Annotated in this window: 11 protein-coding genes; 9 read left to right on the forward strand and 2 right to left on the reverse strand. The window is 66.8% G+C overall.

What is annotated here, in order from left to right:
- Positions 1-2 precede the first annotated feature (2 nt).
- The 8 genes from IT182_06900 to IT182_06935 all read left to right on the forward strand — a co-directional run bounded on the left by IT182_06900 (position 3) and on the right by IT182_06935 (position 10,338).
- Positions 3-3,149, forward strand: coding sequence for a multidrug efflux RND transporter permease subunit (locus tag IT182_06900; GenBank protein MCC6163061.1), 3,147 nt, complete (start codon positions 3-5; stop codon positions 3,147-3,149).
- A gap of 128 nt (positions 3,150-3,277) precedes the next feature.
- Positions 3,278-4,624 carry an efflux transporter outer membrane subunit gene (locus IT182_06905; protein ID MCC6163062.1) on the forward strand — a complete coding sequence of 449 codons (1,347 nt, stop codon included), beginning with the start codon at positions 3,278-3,280 and terminating at the stop codon, positions 4,622-4,624.
- A 133-nt stretch (positions 4,625-4,757) separates the two neighbouring features.
- A complete protein-coding gene (locus IT182_06910) occupies positions 4,758-4,988 on the forward strand; it encodes a hypothetical protein (protein ID MCC6163063.1) in 231 nt (76 codons plus the stop codon).
- 84 nt (positions 4,989-5,072) lie between these two features.
- On the forward strand, positions 5,073-5,615 hold the full coding sequence (locus IT182_06915) for a hypothetical protein (GenBank protein ID MCC6163064.1): 543 nt from the start codon (positions 5,073-5,075) through the stop codon (positions 5,613-5,615).
- Between the two features lie 37 nt (positions 5,616-5,652).
- A complete protein-coding gene (locus tag IT182_06920; protein MCC6163065.1) occupies positions 5,653-6,540 on the forward strand; it encodes a VWA domain-containing protein in 888 nt (295 codons plus the stop codon).
- Positions 6,541-6,588: 48 nt separating this feature from the next.
- Positions 6,589-7,671 (forward strand): VWA domain-containing protein, encoded by a 1,083-nt coding sequence (locus tag IT182_06925; GenBank protein MCC6163066.1) that lies wholly within the window; start codon positions 6,589-6,591, stop codon positions 7,669-7,671.
- A gap of 36 nt (positions 7,672-7,707) precedes the next feature.
- The gene (locus IT182_06930; GenBank protein ID MCC6163067.1) at positions 7,708-9,075 is read left to right on the forward strand and encodes a Gfo/Idh/MocA family oxidoreductase; all 1,368 of its coding nucleotides are present in this window, start codon (positions 7,708-7,710) and stop codon (positions 9,073-9,075) included.
- A gap of 207 nt (positions 9,076-9,282) precedes the next feature.
- On the forward strand, positions 9,283-10,338 hold the full coding sequence (locus IT182_06935; GenBank protein MCC6163068.1) for an NAD(P)-dependent alcohol dehydrogenase: 1,056 nt from the start codon (positions 9,283-9,285) through the stop codon (positions 10,336-10,338).
- A 189-nt stretch (positions 10,339-10,527) separates the two neighbouring features.
- Here the strand turns inward: IT182_06935 and IT182_06940 are convergent, their stop codons facing one another.
- Together IT182_06940 and IT182_06945 are read right to left on the reverse strand one after the other, a co-directional pair.
- Positions 10,528-11,595 (reverse strand): LacI family DNA-binding transcriptional regulator, encoded by a 1,068-nt coding sequence (locus tag IT182_06940; GenBank protein ID MCC6163069.1) that lies wholly within the window; start codon positions 11,593-11,595, stop codon positions 10,528-10,530.
- Positions 11,596-11,677: 82 nt separating this feature from the next.
- Positions 11,678-14,953 carry a TonB-dependent receptor gene (locus tag IT182_06945; GenBank protein ID MCC6163070.1) on the reverse strand — a complete coding sequence of 1,092 codons (3,276 nt, stop codon included), beginning with the start codon at positions 14,951-14,953 and terminating at the stop codon, positions 11,678-11,680.
- Positions 14,954-15,394: 441 nt separating this feature from the next.
- On the opposite strand from IT182_06945, the gene IT182_06950 reads away from it, so the two are divergent.
- Positions 15,395-16,516, forward strand: coding sequence for a transaldolase (locus IT182_06950; protein ID MCC6163071.1), 1,122 nt, complete (start codon positions 15,395-15,397; stop codon positions 16,514-16,516).
- Positions 16,517-16,556 lie beyond the last annotated feature (40 nt).

Raw genomic sequence — 16,556 nt, forward strand, 5'->3', positions numbered from 1 at the left:
TCATGGCGGAGTTCTTCATCCGCCGGCCGATCGTGGCGATCGTCATCGCGATCGTGACGGTCATCGCCGGCATCGTCTCGGTGCGATCGCTTCCCGTCGCGCAGTTCCCCGACATCGTGCCGCCGCAGATCATCGTCACCGGCACGTACACCGGCGCCGACGCCGAAACCATCGAGCAGTCGGTGGCCACGCCGCTCGAACAGCAGATGAACGGCGTGGACGACATGCTGTACATGCAGTCGACCAACGGCAACGACGGGTCGATGCAGCTCACCGTCACGTTCGACATCGAGACCGATCCGAACATCGATCAGGTCAACGTGCAGAACCGCGTGTCGCAGGCGCAGCCGAACCTGCCGACGGAAGTGACGCAGTTCGGCTTCACCATGCGCAAGTCGACGGGCCTGCCGATGATGATGGTGTCGCTGTACTCGCCGTCGAACGAGCACGACGCGCTGTACCTGGCCAACTACGCCAACATCAACATCATCGACGCGCTGTACCGCGTGAGCGGCGTGGGCGACGTGCGCGTGTTCGGCGCGGGCGAGTACGCAATGCGCATCTGGCTCCAGCCGGATCGCCTCGCGTCGATGGCACTGACGATCCCGGAGGTTGCGCGCGCCGTGCAGCAACAGAGCTCGGTGAACCCCGCGGGGCAGGTGGGCGGACGTCCGGGTCCGGCGGACCAGGAGTTCACGTACACGGTCAGGGCACGAGGCCGGCTTCAGGCGGCCGAGGAGTTCGGCGCGATCGTGCTGCGCACCAACGCCGACGGGTCGCTCGTCCACCTGCGCGACGTGGCGCGCGTCGAGCTCGGCGCGCTCAACTACCAGCAGATCGGCAGGTCCAACGGTCAGCCGGGCGTCGGCGTCGCGGTGTTCCAGGCGCCGGGCTCGAACGCGCTCGACGTCGCCGCCGGCGTGCGCGAGGTGATGACCGTCCTGCGCGAACGATTTCCGGAAGGCGTCGACTACCGCTACACGCTCGACACCACCGCGCCCGTCTCGGAAGGCATCAAGGAGATCACCAAGACGCTCGTCGAGGCGATGATCCTCGTCATCCTCGTCGTGTTCCTGTTCCTCCAGAACTGGCGCGCCACGCTGATCCCGATGCTTGCCGTGCCCGTGTCGCTCATCGGCACGTTCGCGGTCTTTCCCCTGCTCGGCTTCTCGGTCAACACGCTGTCGCTCTTCGGGCTCGTGCTCGCCATCGGCCTCGTCGTGGACGACGCGATCGTCGTGGTGGAGGCGGTGGAACAGCACATCGAGCACGGCATGAGTCCTCGCGAGGCCACGGTCAAGGCGATGAAGGAAGTCTCCGGCCCCGTCATCGGCATCGCGCTGATCCTCGCGTCGGTGTTCGTGCCCATCGGCCTGATGGGCGGCATCCAGGGACGCCTGAACCAGCAGTTCGCGATCACGATCGCCGTCTCTGTGCTGATCTCGGCCTTCAACGCGCTGACACTGTCGCCCGCGCTCTCGGCGATGCTGCTGCGCCCGCGCCGCGAGTCGCGCGGATGGCTCGGCCGGATCTTCGGCGCGATCAACCGCTGGCTCGAACGCATGACGCGCGGCTACGTGTCGCTGAGCCACGGCCTGATCCGCAAGCCCCTCATCGGTCTCGCCGTACTCCTGGCCTTCTTCGCGATGACGGCCGGCCTCGGACGCAGGCTCCCCACGAGCTTCCTTCCCGAAGAGGACTACGGTTACTTCCTGCTCAACATCCAGTTGCCACCCGCGGCATCGCTCGATCGTACCGACGCCGTCACGCGCAAGGTCGACGATCTGCTGGCGCGCACCGAGGGCGTCCGCAACTTCAACACCATCGTCGGCTTCAGCCTGATCACGCGCGTGACGGCGCCCAACAACGCGTTCTATTTCGTGCAGCTCGCGCCATGGAGCGAACGCGAGGGACCGGGACAGGACGCGCGATCGATCGTCAATCGCCTGAACGGCGCCCTGCGCACGACGGCGCCTGAAGCGGTGGCGTTCGCCATCATGCCGCCCGCGATTCCAGGGCTTGGATCCCAGGGCGGCTTCTCGCTCTGGCTGCAGGATCGCGGCGGCGCGTCGGTCGAGGACGTCAATCGCGAACTGCAGCAGTTCCTGACCGCCGCGCGTGCGCGTCCCGAACTGGCGGGCGTCACGTCGCCGTTCAGCGCCAACGTGCCGCAGGTGTACGCCAACGTCGATCGCGAGAAGGCGCTGCGACAGGGACTCGCACTCGGCGACGTCTACCAGACGATGCAGGCGTATCTGGGTGGGCTGTACATCAACCAGTTCAACGCGTTCGGACGTCAGTGGCGCGTCTTCCTCCAGGCCGAAGGCGACACGCGCTCGAGCCCGGATCAAATCGGCCAGTTCTACGTACGCAACGACTCGGGCGGCATGGTGCCGCTGTCGGCGGTGCAAACGCTCTCGCCGACGTTCGGGCCGCAGTTCACCAATCGCTTCAACGTCTATCGCGCCGTGCAGGTGAACGGCGCCGCGGCACCCGGCTACAGCTCCGGACAAGCGATGACCGCGCTCGAAGAGGTGGCGCGCGCCACGCTGTCGCCGACGTTCAGCTACGACTGGGCCGACCTCTCCTTCCAGGAGAAACGCGCGGCAGGCTCCACGCAGACGACGTTCGCGCTGTCGCTCGTCTTCGTGTTCCTGATTCTCGCGGCGCTGTACGAGAGCTGGTCGTTGCCGTTCTCCGTGCTGCTCACCGTGCCCATCGCCGTCTTCGGTGCGTTCGTAGGCCTGTTGATGCGCGGACTCGATCTCGACGTCTACGGACAGATCGGCGTCGTCATGCTGATCGGTCTCGCGGCCAAGAACGCGATCCTCATCGTGGAGTTCGCCAAGTATCGGCTGGAGGAAGGCAGGCCGCTCGTCGAGGCCGCGCTCGAAGGCGCGCGTACACGCCTGCGGCCGATCCTGATGACGTCGTTCGCGTTCATTCTGGGTTGTGCTCCGCTGTGGGCCGCGCAGGGTTCCGGCGCCGCCGCGCGCCGCATCCTCGGCACCGTGGTGATCACGGGCATGCTCGCCGCGACGCTCATCGCGATCTTCCTCATCCCTCTCTTGTTCGTGCTGTTCGAGCGACTGGCCGAGCGCCTCAGCGGCGCGCCCGTCGTGCACACGCCATCGGAGTTCTCGTCGTGATCACGTCATCTCTGTATCAGAGCGGGCACCGGGCACCGGGCATCGGGCACCGGACAGCCGGGGACCGAGCGTCAGGTCTGCTCACACCACGGCGTTCGTTGTCGGTCATCGCGTTGCTGCTCACGACGATGGTCGTGGGTGGATGCACGTTGGGTCCGGACTACGCGCGTCCACCTGTGACGACGCCAGACACGTTTCGTGGCGTCGACACCGCAGTGGACACGACGCGCTCGCTCGGCGAAGAGGCGTGGTCGACCGTCTTCACCGACGAGACGCTGCGCGCGTTGATCACCGAAGCGCTCGCGGGCAACTACGGCGTGCGGATCGCCGCCACGCGCGTGCTGCAGTCGGCCGCGCAACTCGGCATCACGAGCGCCGATCAGCGTCCGACCATCACGGGGCAGGTCACCACATCCGGCCAGCACGGCACGATCTTCGCCGGCCAGTCGGTCCCCACCATCGGCATCGTCCAGGCCAACGCCGGCATGGCGTGGGAGCTCGATTTCTGGGGCCGGTATCGACGCGCCAGCGAAGCCGCGCGCGCCGAGCTCGAAGCCAGTGAGTGGGGCCAGCGCGCCATCGTCATGAGCCTCGTGAGCGAGGTGGCGTCGCAGTACTACGTGCTGCGCGCGCTCGATCTCGAGCTGGAGACGTCGACGCGCACGCTCGCCGTGCGCGAGGAATCGCTGCGCATCACGCAGACGCGCGAGCGCGGCGGCGTGGCGCCACTGGTCGACGTGCGACAGGCCGAACAGCTCGTCGCGGGTTCGCGTGCGCAGATCGCCGACGTGCAGCGGCGCATCGCGCAGGTGGAGCATGCGCTGAGCCTCCTGCTCGGGCGCGCGCCCGGTCCCATCGCGCGCGGTGCGGCACTCATCGATCAGACTCATGAACCCGACGTCCCCGCGGGACTTCCCTCGTCGCTGCTGGAGCGGCGGCCCGACGTCCGTCAGGCGGAATTGCGCCTTGCCGCAGCAACCGCACGCATCGGCGTGGCCGAGGCGCTGAAGTTCCCGCAGATCGGCCTGACGGCATCGGGCGGCGTGGCGAGCACGTCGCTCGGGCGCCTGCTCTCGTCGGGCACGTGGGCCGTCGCCGGCAACCTCGCGCAGCCGATCTTCGACTCGGGCCGCAACCGATCGCGTGTCGCGCTGGCCGAGGCGCAGGCGCAGGAAGCGACGCTCGCGTGGCAGAGCACCGTGCTGCAGTCGTTCAGGGAGGTGTCCGACGCGCTCGTGGCCTACCAGCGCACGCGCGAGGTGCGCGCGGCGCAGGAAGACCTCGTCACCGCCGCGACAGACGCGCGGCGACTCGCCGACCTGCGCTATCGCGGCGGCGTGACGAGCTACCTGGAAGTGCTCGACAGCGAGACGCGCCTCTTCGCGGCGCAGCTCGCACTCGTGCAGGCCCAGCTCGGCGAACTCACGTCGTACGTCGCCGTCTACCGCGCGCTGGGCGGAGGATGGGAAGGATAGTGGCGGCTTAGGGCTCACGGCTCAGGGCTTAAAGGCTCAGGGCTTAAAGGCTTAGAGGCACAAAGGCACAAAAGCTCGGAGGTAGGGCCGGCTCTCCGAGCCCGGCCGCGCACACGGAAGGGAGGCTCGCGCAATGAGTCAACGCAACGTCGAATGTCTGCTGGGGCGGCTGCTCACGGACGAAGATCTGCGGACGGCGTTCGTCCGTGATCCCGCCGACACGCTGACGATGTTGCAGCGGCAGGGCTGGGACCTCACCGCAACGGAGGTCGACGCGCTGATCTCGGGCGACCCCGCCATGTGGCGCGACATCGCTCGACGCATTCCGCCGCGGCTGCAGCGATCGAGTCTCAGGACAGGATGAAGATACTCCTTTCGGTGTAGCCGCCGGATTCATCCGGCGGTCAGTGTTCGCGAACAGCCCTGGCAATTTCGGAGGGAACACACCATGGCAGCCCGCAAAGGCGCGACCCGCGCCGCCGACATCCACGCAGAGGTGCGTCACGCCTTGTCGCGCGGCGAGATGCAGAGTGCCACGCTGGCCGAGTGCCTGGCGGTCAATCAGGCGACCCTGGCACGAGCCGTGTTCCCCGACCTGCCGGTACCGGCGCTCGGGGCCATCGATTCCGCCTGCGAGCGGGGCATTCTCAAACGCATGACTCGCATCGGTGCCGTGTTGCTGGACGAGGTGGGCGAGGCGGGCATCGCGCAATGTCGTTCGCACGGCGCGGACACGGAGCGCGGGTGGGCCTGCTCCATGGTCGGAGCACAGTCGCACCGGCCGACCCCACCCGCCGCATCTGTCAGCGCGCCCAGCGCAACCTCGCATAGCCTCTTCCGAAAGAAGGAGAAGGCGTCAAGGTCGAAAGCGACGAGGGCCCTACGGGACCCGCTACAAATGCAGCCGTGCCTCCTGTCGCGCCCGCAACGAACAAGTCTCCGAACAGGACGCCTCTCGCCGCGCAACGCAACTGTAGAGCTATCTATCTGAAGATTTCGAGGTACGCGACAACGGCGAGCCCCAGCCGATCGTGTCCTTCGAGTACGTCAGTCAGAACGATGCCGGGACGGACAGCGGCGGCGCCGATAACGGACCCGACAATCGTCGATGGCGGGACTTCGTGCTCGTGCTCGACGACACGAGCATCTCCGCTTCGCTCACCAAGGCCACGATCGACCTGTCGAAGCGCCTCATCGATGAACTGGGGCCGCTCGACAGACTCGCGATCATCAACACTAGCCGATTCGACGTGGTCCAGGATCTCGCCACGGATCGCGCAGCGGCACGAGCCGTTGTCGAGCGGATTCGCGGACAGCTTGGCCCCGAGCCGGTATCGGCGAACTACCGCAGTCGCGTGCTCTTGAAGATCGTGCGCAACGTCGCGCGCGGCCTCGCCGCGGAGACCCGTCCGAACCGGCGAACCGTGCTGATCCTGACCGAAGGCCGCGCGCTCGGCGCAACCGTCGTCCCTGGCATTGCCGGTGACGAGGACTATCACGCCACGCTCGATGCATACCGCGAGATGCTCGCTGCCGCGGCGGCTGCCGATGTCGCGATCTACTCCGTGGACGTCCGTGGTCTGGAGGTGCGCCAGCCAACGATTGGCGGCCCGACCAGCCAGTCTGTCGCCGACCTGGCCTCGGTCGTCGGCAGCACCTATGTCGCGGCCACGGCCATCAGCCGTCGCGGCCTTCTGTGGCAGGTCAGCGACAGCACCGGCGGCACGCTCGTCGTCGAACGCAATCGCCTCGACGTCGACCTGAAGGCGATGATTCGCGACAGTCGCCAGCACTATCGCCTCGCATACGCCCAGCCCGCCTCGGTGCAACCAGGCTCGCCCATGAGAACCATCGACGTCCGCGTCAAAGGCAAAGGCCTCACCGTCCGCGCCCGCCGCCACTACGTGCCGGGGTGAGGGAAAAAGGGACCAGAGCGACTATGGTGCGGCGACAGGATCGTCTCGATGAGAGTTGCGCTCTTCGTGAGGTGCGCTGCGGTGGCGGCTGGCGCGCTGTTGTTCTGGGCTGGCGCCGCGCACGGACAGGTCGAGCCGACGTTTCGGACCGGCACGACACTGATCGAGGTGTCTGCGATCGTCACGCGTGACGGCGAGCCGGTGCGCGGGCTGATGATCGACGAGGTCGAGGTGTACGAGGACGGGCGGCGGCAGCCGCTTGTGGCGTTCGAGTTCGTCGACCTGACCACCGTGGAGGGTCCGGAGCAGCGCCGTGACTTCGTGCTCGTCCTCGACGATCGGCACATCTCACCGCCACAGACCAGGGCGACGCGCGACTTCGCGCGGACGTTCATCGACAGCCTCGGGCCGCACGATCGGCTCGCCGTCGTGAACACGGGCTCGAAAGAGTTCGTGCACCAGTTGTCCACGGATCGCGAGGAGTCCCGCGCGCTCGTCGGGCGTGTCCACGGCGAGTTGACGCGATTCAGGGAAGCGGCGGAGACGGAGTTCCACGCGCACGTGACGTTCGAGGTGCTGCGCCGAGTGGCGGCGGTGCTCCAGCGGCAGGGACCAAACGAGCGCCGCACCGTTGTTCTGGTCAGCGAAGGCCACTCGGTACTTCCGAACGATCCGCGCGATCGACAGGATGTGGCCGTGCGCCAGGCATACAGGGCCGTGCTCCGATACGCGTCCACCGCGAACGTGGCCGTCTACGCCGTCGACCCACGTGGACTCATGGCCGATCAGCCGGTCCCCGTGAGTCGCGAACCCGTGACAGATGCACGGGCGGCATTCGCGACCTCGCGATCCGGACTGCCCACCTCGCTGGCGCAGGAGCTTGCCGACGCGATGGCCGCACGCCGATTCGGCAGTCTCGGCCAGATGGCGTACCAGACGGGCGGCCTCCTCACCGTCGACAGGAACGACCTGCAGAAGGACATCCCGCGCATCATCCAGGACAGCCGGCAGTACTACCGCCTCGTCTACGTCCAGCCGGACGCTGAAGGCGCCGAGCGTCGCACGCGACGGATCGACGTGAAGGTATCGCGCCCCGGCGTCGAGGTCCGCGCCAGGCGCGAGTATCATTAGGCGCTTTCCATCCCCTCTTTCGCGGAGTTCTCCTTCATGTCCAATCGATCTCGTCCCTCCCGGCGATCCTTTCTCTCGACGGCTGGCGCTGCGGCGGCAGTGCTGACCGGCGGCTTCGGCACCTCGATGAGCGCGGCGGTGCGGCGCACCGCGATTCAGCCCGACAAGCTGCGCCTGGCGGTCATCGGCGTGGGTGGACGCGGCGGGTCGAACCTGAAGGGTGTGTCGGGTGAACAGATCGTCGCCATCTGCGACGTCGACACCAGGAACGTCGATCGCGCGGCGGCCATGTTCCCGCAGGCACGCCGCTTCCAGGACTTCCGCAAGGTGTTCGATCACGCGGGTGAGTTCGATGCGGTAGTCGTGAGCACGGCCGAACACACGCACGCGTTCGCCACGCTGCCCGCGCTGCAGTTGAACAAGCACGTGTACTGCGAGAAGCCGCTCACCTACAACGTGCACGAAGCGCGCGTGATCCGCGAGGCGGCGGCAAAGGCCGGCGTCCGCACGCAGATGGGCACGCAGATCCACGCGGGCGACAACTACCGCCGCGTGGTCGAACACGTGCAGGGCGGCGTGGTCGGCAAGGTCAGCGAGTGTCATGTGTGGGTTGGCCGCGCGTGGGGCTGGCACGCGAGCGAAGCCGAGGCCACGGCGGCCAAGGACATCGTGTTCGTGCAGGAACGTCCGCAGACCGTGGACCCGGTGCCGCCGACGCTGGACTGGGATCTGTGGCTCGGCCCCGCACCGGCACGCCCCTTCAACAACGTCTACGTGCCGGGACCGAAGTGGTACCGCTGGTGGGACTTCGGCAACGGCACGATGAGCGATCTCGGCAGCCACTGGATCGACCTGCCGTTCTGGGCGCTGAAGTTGAAGTGGCCGTCAGCCGTCGAAGCCTCGGGCCCGCCGGTCAACGCGGAGATCGCTCCCGCGTCGATGTCTGCCACGTACACCTATCTCGCCGACGGCGATCAGCCCGCGCTTTCGCTCACGTGGCACCAGGGCACGTCGAAGCCGCAGATCTGGACCGACGGCGGCATCCCGAAATGGGACAGCGGCGTGCTCTTCATCGGCGACAAGGGCATGATCCTCGCCGACTACTCGAAGTTCGTCGTGCTCCCGGAAGAGAAGTTCGCCGGCTACACGCCGCCCGCCCAGTCCATCCCCAAGTCGCTCGGCCACCACGCCGAATGGATCAACGCCTGCAAGACCGGCGGCCCCACCACCTGCGACTTCGCGTACTCGGGCCTGCTCACCGAAGCCAATCACCTCGGCAACGTCGCCTACCGCGTGGGCCGGAAAATCGAGTGGGACCACAAGGCCATGCGTATCACCAACGTGCGCGACGCCGAACGCTTCATCAAACGGCCACAGTACAGGACAGGGTGGAGGCTGACGTAGGAGAAAAGGGAGAAAGAGAGAGAAAGGGTAAGGGGTAAAGACAGAGAAAAGGAGGGAAGCAACAAAAGCGCAAGGCAAGAGTCCGAAGGGGAAAGCCGGGCGGTCGCTTCGCGCTTTCGCCTCGGGCATTTCGCTTTCCTCTTGAAGCTTTCTCCTTTTTCGCTGTCTTTACCCATTACCCTTTTTCTGCTTTACACTTTGTCCCCCATGCCCCTCGCCTCCGCCTATGGTGCGGTCGACAGCTCGTCGCCGCTCGGTCCCATGACGATCACTCGACGCGATCCGCTGCCGGACGATGTCGAGATCGAGATTCTGTATTGCGGGGTGTGCCACTCCGATCTCCACTTCGCGCGCAACGAGTGGGGGATGTCGACGTACCCGCTCGTGCCGGGGCATGAGATCCTCGGGCGCGTCTCGGCGGTCGGGAGTGCCGTGACGAAGTTCGTCGTGGGTGACACGGCGGCCGTGGGATGCCTCGTCGATTCGTGCCGCACGTGCGCGAGTTGCCGCGAAGGCCTGGAGCAGTACTGCAACGCGGGCGGCATGGTCATGACCTACGGCTCGCCCGACGCCCACCTGCCGGGGCAGATGACGCACGGCGGCTACTCGACGAGCATCGTCGTCAGCGAGCGCTTCGTGCTGAAGGTGGCCGACTCGCTGGACAAGGCGGCCGCCGCGCCGCTGCTGTGCGCGGGCATCACCACGTACTCGCCGCTGAAGCACTGGGGAGCGGGTCCGGGCAAGAAGGTCGGCATCGTCGGCCTGGGTGGACTCGGGCACATGGGCGTGAAGTTCGCGCATGCGCTCGGTGCGCACACGGTGCTCTTCACCACGTCTCCGAGCAAGGTGGACGATGGCCGGCGGCTCGGGGCCGACGAGGTCGTGCTCTCGCGCGATGCCGAGGCGATGCAGCAGCACGCAGCGAGCTTCGACCTGATCCTGAACACGGTCGCCGCGTCGCACCCGCTCGATCCGTTCGTCAGCCTGCTGAAGCGCGACGGCACCATGGTCCTCGTCGGCGTCCCCGAGCACGCACACCCCTCGCCGAGCGTGATGAACCTCGTGTTCGGCCGGCGCGCGATCGCCGGCTCCCTCATCGGCGGCCTGCCAGAAACGCAGGAGATGCTCGACTTCTGCGCCGCGCACGACATCACGTGCGACATCGAGCTGATCCGCATGCAGGACATCAACGACGCCTACGAACGCATGCTCGCCAGCGACGTCAGATACAGGTTTGTGATCGACATGAAGTCCAAAGCGTAAGAAGGGTAACGGACAAGGGCAGCGAAAAAGGAGGAAGCCTCGAGGGCAAAGTGAAATGCACGAGGCAAAGGCGCGAAGCGACCGGTTGCCTTCTGCCTTCAGACTTCCGCCTTGTCCCCTTGACCCTTTCTCCTTTGTCGCTGCCCTTGTCCGTTACCCTTTTTCCTTTGGACTTTTCAGTCCTGTGTTCTACCCGGACGCCGGCTCCACCGGGGCACTGTCACCCCTGACGTAGCGACCGGCGCGCAACGGATATCCGCACGAGTCCCTGATGAGGAGTGACGTCCTCAGGACGACGGTCTTGTAGCCCCGTCGCTTCTTCTCGCCGTCCTTCGGCTCGAGCGCGTCGATGAGGAGTTCCGCGGCAGACTGCCCCAGTTCGTACTTCGGCAGGTTGATGGTGGTGAGCCGCGGTGCGAAGGCGTCGAGCCACGGGTGGTCGTCGCACGTGACGATGCCGATGTCTTCCGGACAGCGGAGCTGATACTGCCGGAGCGCGCCCATGAAGCCGACGGCGCTGATGTAGTTGGCGACGAAGACGGCATCGGGCTTGCGCTTGAGGAGCGTGATGCCGGTGGAGTATCCGTCTTCCACGCGGAAGTCCCCGGACACGACCAGGTCGGGATCGAACGGCAGGTTGCCGTCGGCGAGCGCCATCTTGTAGCCCTCGAACCGGCGACGCGACGTGCTCACGTCAGGTCCGTTGAGCATGCCGATGCGGCGATATCCGAGCCGCACGAGGTGCGCCACGGCTTCGTAGGAGCCGTCCTCTTCGTCGACGGTGACCACGTCGGAGCGAAGGCCGGTCCCGAAGCGCATGAGCTGCACGATCGGGATACCCGTGGTCTTGAGCCGCTCGACGATGTCGGGCGGCAGCTTGCCGCGCGCCTTGGTGAGGAGAATGCCGTCGACGCGCTTGGCAAGGAACAGGCGCAGGTGCTCCGCCTCCTTCTCCGGGTCATCATCGCTGTTGGCGAGCAGCAGCTCGTAGCGCCGGTGTCGCGCGGCGTCCTCGACGCCACGGATGACGGCCGGCCAGAACGGGTTGGCGATGTTGAGCGCGATCATGCCCAGCGTCTGCGTTCGCTGCCGGGCGAGGCTCCTGGCGACGAGGTTGGGTTGATAGCCCAGATCCTGGATGGCGGCGTTGACGCGCGCCTGGAGCGGTGGACTGACGTACGCGGTCTTGTTCAGTACGGCGGACACCGTGGCTGTCGACACACGGGCACGCTTGGCAACATCGAAGATGGTGGCCATGACGGGGGTTTCCGGGGCGCGATTCTAACAGCCCGCCTGACAGGGAGGGGCGATACGCGCCCCTCCCCTTTGCCCTGTGCCGTCAGAAGCTGATTCGCGCGCCGAGCTGAATCTGACGCGGCGTGGTCGACAGCGATCGGATCGTGCCGAAGTCAGCCGACGAGCGGTTGCCGTTCGGCGCGCCGAAGTTGGCGCGGTTGAGGACGTTGAACGCCTCGATGCGCACCTCGAGCCGGCTCTGTCCCATGCCGAGACCGAAGCCCTTGTGCAGGCCGAGATCGAGCGACCAGATCTTCGGGCCGCGCGCGGCGTTGCGCGGCGCGTTGCCGAACGGCTGCGTGCGGTCGGTCGGGATGGTGATGTTGTCGCGGTTGAACCAGTTGTCGATCGTCGGATCCGAGGCGTAGATCTCGCCCGAGATGTTCGGCCTGTACGTCGGCGTGCCGCTCACCGAGAACTGCGCCGACGGCGAGTAGGTCAGGTTGACGGGCAAGCCGCTGCTGATCAGGTTGATCGCCGTGATGCGCCAGCCGCCGACGATGGCGTCGGCGAGGGGATGCATGTCTGTGCCCCAGCGACGGCCGGCGCCGAACGGCAGTTCCCAGACCACCGACGTCGTGTTGTTGAGCGGCTGGTTGTAGCCCGAGGTGCCGAACTCGCCCGCGATGTTGGCGTAGTTGACGCGGCTGTTGTCGCCGTTGGCCGTCTCGAGGTGCCCAGACGCGTTGTCACGGGCGCGCGACCAGGTGAACGAGTTGAGGAGATAGAGGCCGTCCGACCAGCGACGCTCCACCTTCACCTGGAGCGCACGATAGTCGGCACGTCCGCCGTCGAACGCCGACTGGATGAACTGATAGCCCTGGATGGGCCGGCGCAACTGGAGCAGCGTGTTCTCGTCTGGACCGTTCGGTCGCGCCTGGTTCATGTCGGCCAGGATCATCAGCTTGTCGCTCTTGTTGGCGATGTAGGCGATGTCGACCATGAGGTTCGAGAGCAGTTCACGCTGCAGCGTGACGTGCCAGCTCTGGACGTAGCCCGTGCGCAGATCCTTCGGGATGTGGTTCACGCGGCCGTTGAGCGGATTGAAGTTCCCCTCGTCGTTGATGCCTGCCGGGTAGCCCATCTGCGTCGTCCGGAAGCAGGAGGTCGGCGCCTGATTGCCCGAGCAGAGGCCCTGCGACGGCTGCTGCGCGATCGACGCCGGCACCACGTGCGGGCCGTTGAACGACAGCAGGTTCTCGCCGCCGAGCCTGTTGAAGTGGATGTAGCTCACGCCGTACGCCGAGCGCAGCACCGTGCGCGGCGTGAGACTGTAAGCCATGCCCACGCGCGGGGCGAAGTTGTTGCGATCGGGGTTCACGAGCGAGCGGTCGTAGATCGAGCCGTCGCTGGCGCGCAGGATCGTCCGCGTGTCCGGATCGAAGTTGCTCAGGTAGTTGTTCTCTTCCCACTGCGGGGTGCCGAACTCGTAGCGGAGGCCCATGTTGATCGTCAGGTTGGGCGCGGCCTTCCAGTCGTCCTGGATGTAGCCGAAGTGCATGCGCTGGCGCAACTGGAAGACGAACGGGTTGACCAGGTCATACGAGCTGCGCGCGCCGAACATGAAGTCGGCCAGGTTGTAGATCGGTGCGTTGGCTGCGGCACCCGCCGGCCGGCTGAACTGCCCCGAGTACGAATCCGCCCCGTATTTCGGGTGCACGTCGTCCACGTCGGTGTTGATGCGCTGATACTCGTAGCCCGTCTTGAGCGTGTGCGCGCCCTTGATCCACGAGTAGTTCAGGCGCACGTCCCACACGAGCGGATTCTGGAACTGCGGGTTGCTGCTCTGCCGCCCCCATGCAGTCCAGCCGTTCACCGATTGCTGCGTGAGGCCGCCCGCGAAGTACGTGTCAGTGGGCAGGCCGGTGATGCCGTACGCCTGCAGCATGTTGGGACCGCCGGTGCCGAGCGCCGACTTGCCCGCCTCGGTCCGCGACACACCGACGCGCAGTTCGAGCAGCGAGTTGTTCGAGAGCGTGCGCGTGAGGCCGCCCGCGTACTGCTGGTTCAGCACCTCGACGAAGTTGTTGGCCGGCGACCCGATGTCGCCCGGGATCGACCCGGGTTCGAAGTTGTTCACCTTGCGGTGGCTGAAGCGGAAGAACGTCGTGGTCGCCGCGTTCAGTTTCTGGTCGAACTTGATGTCGAACTTGTCATTGAAGTCCTCGCGCCGCGGCATCGAGTCGATGTTGTTCGAGTTGCCGGCTCGCGTCGGTGCGGGCAGGCCCGCCAGGACCTGCTTGGCGAAATCGGTGATGGCCGACTGCGGGATCACGCCGTCGGCGTAGACCTCGCCGGTGATGGGATTGCGGATCGGCACGCCGAGGTTCCCCTGCCGCTGTGCCAGCGTCGGGATGCTCGCGAAGGTGAGCTGCTTGGAGACCTCGCGGAACCCCTCGTAGTTGAAGAAGAAGAACGCCCGATCGCGAAGGATCGGCCCGCCGAACACGCCGCCGAACTGGTTGCGGTTCATCTCGGGCTTCACGCCCGACGAGGGCTTGAAGAAGCCTGTGGCGTTCAGCTTCGTGTTGCGGTTGAACTCCCACGCCGCGCCGCGGAACTGGTTGGTGCCGCTGCGGAACGTGGCGTTGATCACCGCGCCGCCCGCGCGGCCGAACTCCGCGCTGAAGTTGTTGGTCTGGACCTTGAACTCCTCCACCGCGTCGGGCGACACCTGGACGACCTGGTTCGAGAAGCCCTGGTTGCTGGTGCCGTACGAATTGTTGTCGACGCCGTCGAGGATGAAGTTGTTGAGCGCGCTGCGCAGGCCGTTGACGTTGAACGACGCGTCGCGCGAGTTCGAGATGGACGACTTGCGGACGCCGGGGCTGAGGAGCGCCAGGTCGGCATACGCACGACCGTTGAGCGGCAGGTTGACGATCTGCTCGCGCGTGATGACCGTGCCGCGGTCGCTCGACTCGCTCTCGAGCAGGCGGGCCGCGCCGCTCACGTGCACCGTCTCACCGATGCCGCCCACGGTCATGGCCAGGTCCACGCGCTGGCGGGCGTTCACCGTGACGGTGAACGCGTCGGCCACGGCCGTGGTGAAGCCCTCGAGTTCGGCGCGCAGCGTGTAGGTGCCCACGCGCACGTTGAGGAACTGGTACTGCCCGCGATCGTCCGTGACGGCCGTCGTCGTGATGCCCGTCGCCGGGTTGGCGAGCGTGACCGTGACGCCGGGCATCGCCGCTCCGGACTGGTCGCTGATGAAACCGAGGACCGTCGCGCTGTCGAATTGCGCGAGCGCATGCGCCGGCACGAGCCAGCACAGCAGGAACACGTGCAGCAGGGCACGTTGGAGACGTATAGACATGGCCATTCCCTCTCTGTTGCCGCGGTGATGACGTCGACGTCCAGCACCGGCCTGCCAGCTAAGCGCTTCATCGGCAGGACCGACAGTGCGGCCGAGAGCCCTTATTCAAGGAAATTTCGGCGCGACGGCTTCAATGAAACATACAGCCATCTCGACTGTCAAGGCGCCGTGATTGAAGCGCTTCACCGTCGGACCCGCCCGCATGGCATGCGCATCGCGGATGGTCACGGGCGAAGCGCTACAGCGACATGACGCGGGCGCCCCCTCCCGCCGGCAGCCACCGCGATGGCTGCCGGCCCGACCCGCGCCGTCGCGTGCTTGACAAGGCGATTCGCGTGATCCCATACTCCGGCGAACCTCAGGCCCGCGAGCGGACATCCCTGGGCGGCCATGGGCTGCGTGGCGTCTGCGGCGGCCTCGTGAACTAAGCGCTTCGCCACCACGACCATGCAGAGCCCAGTCAGTGCCCCCACCGCCGGAGCGTCCGTCCCCGGCGCCGCCAGGAGCCCGTTGCAGCAGATGACCGACGCCGGTCCGACCTGCCTCTGGAACGACTCCTGCGGCGAAGCGGACCTGCGGTACTCGATGGCCCACGGCGCCGTCGGCGCCACGTGCAACCCCGTCATCGTCCTCGAGGTGCTGAAGGCGGAGATCGACACGTGGACGCCGCGGATCGCCGCGCTGGCCGCGGAGATGCCGGCCGCCACGGAACAGGACATCGCGTGGCGGCTCGTCGAGGAGATCAGCGCGACGCGCGCCGCCCTCCTGCGTCCCGTGTTCGAGGCATACGGGGGCAGGAACGGCCGGCTGTCGATCCAGACCGACCCGCGCCTCTACCGCGACGCGCAGGCCCTCGTGGAGCAGGCGCTGCACTTCGACACGCTCGCCCCGAACATGATCGTGAAGCTGCCGGCCACGCGCGCCGGCATCGAGGCCATGGAGGAAGTGACGGCCCGCGGCGTGAGCATCAACGCCACCGTCTCCTTCGCGCTGCCGCAGGCCGTGGCGGTTGCCGAAGCGGTGGAGCGTGGTCTCGCCCGCCGCGAGCAGTCCGGCCACGACATCAGCACGATGGGCCCGGTGTGCACGCTCATGGTCGGCCGCCTCGACGACTGGCTGAAGGCCGTGGCCGATGCGCGCGACGTGACCGTCGACCCCGGACACCTCGAGTGGGCCGGCGTGGCCGTGTTCAAGAAGGCCTATCGTCTCTACCGGGAGCGCGGCTATCGGCTGCGGCTGCTCTCGGCCGCGTTCCGGAACCACATGCACTGGAGCGAGTTCATCGGCGGCGACGTGGTCATCTCGCCGCCGGCGAAGTGGCAGCGCCGCTACAACGCGAGCGACGTGCCTGTCGTGCCGCGCATCGACACGCCCGTCGATCCCGCCATCATGCACACGCTCTACACGAAGTTCGAGGACTTCAGGCGCGCCTACGACGAGGACGGCCTCACCGCAGAGGAGTTCGACACGTTCGCGCCCACGCTGCGCACGCTCCGGCAGTTCATGGAGGCGTGCCATCAGCTCGAAGCGCAGGTGCGCGACGTGGTGACGCCCGCGCCGCGGCCCTGATCGTCAGACGATCAGGGCTCTTCGCCGCGCACTCACGTCA

The sequence above is a fragment of the Acidobacteriota bacterium genome (assembly GCA_020845575.1).
Lineage (GTDB): Bacteria > Acidobacteriota > Vicinamibacteria > Vicinamibacterales > Vicinamibacteraceae > Luteitalea.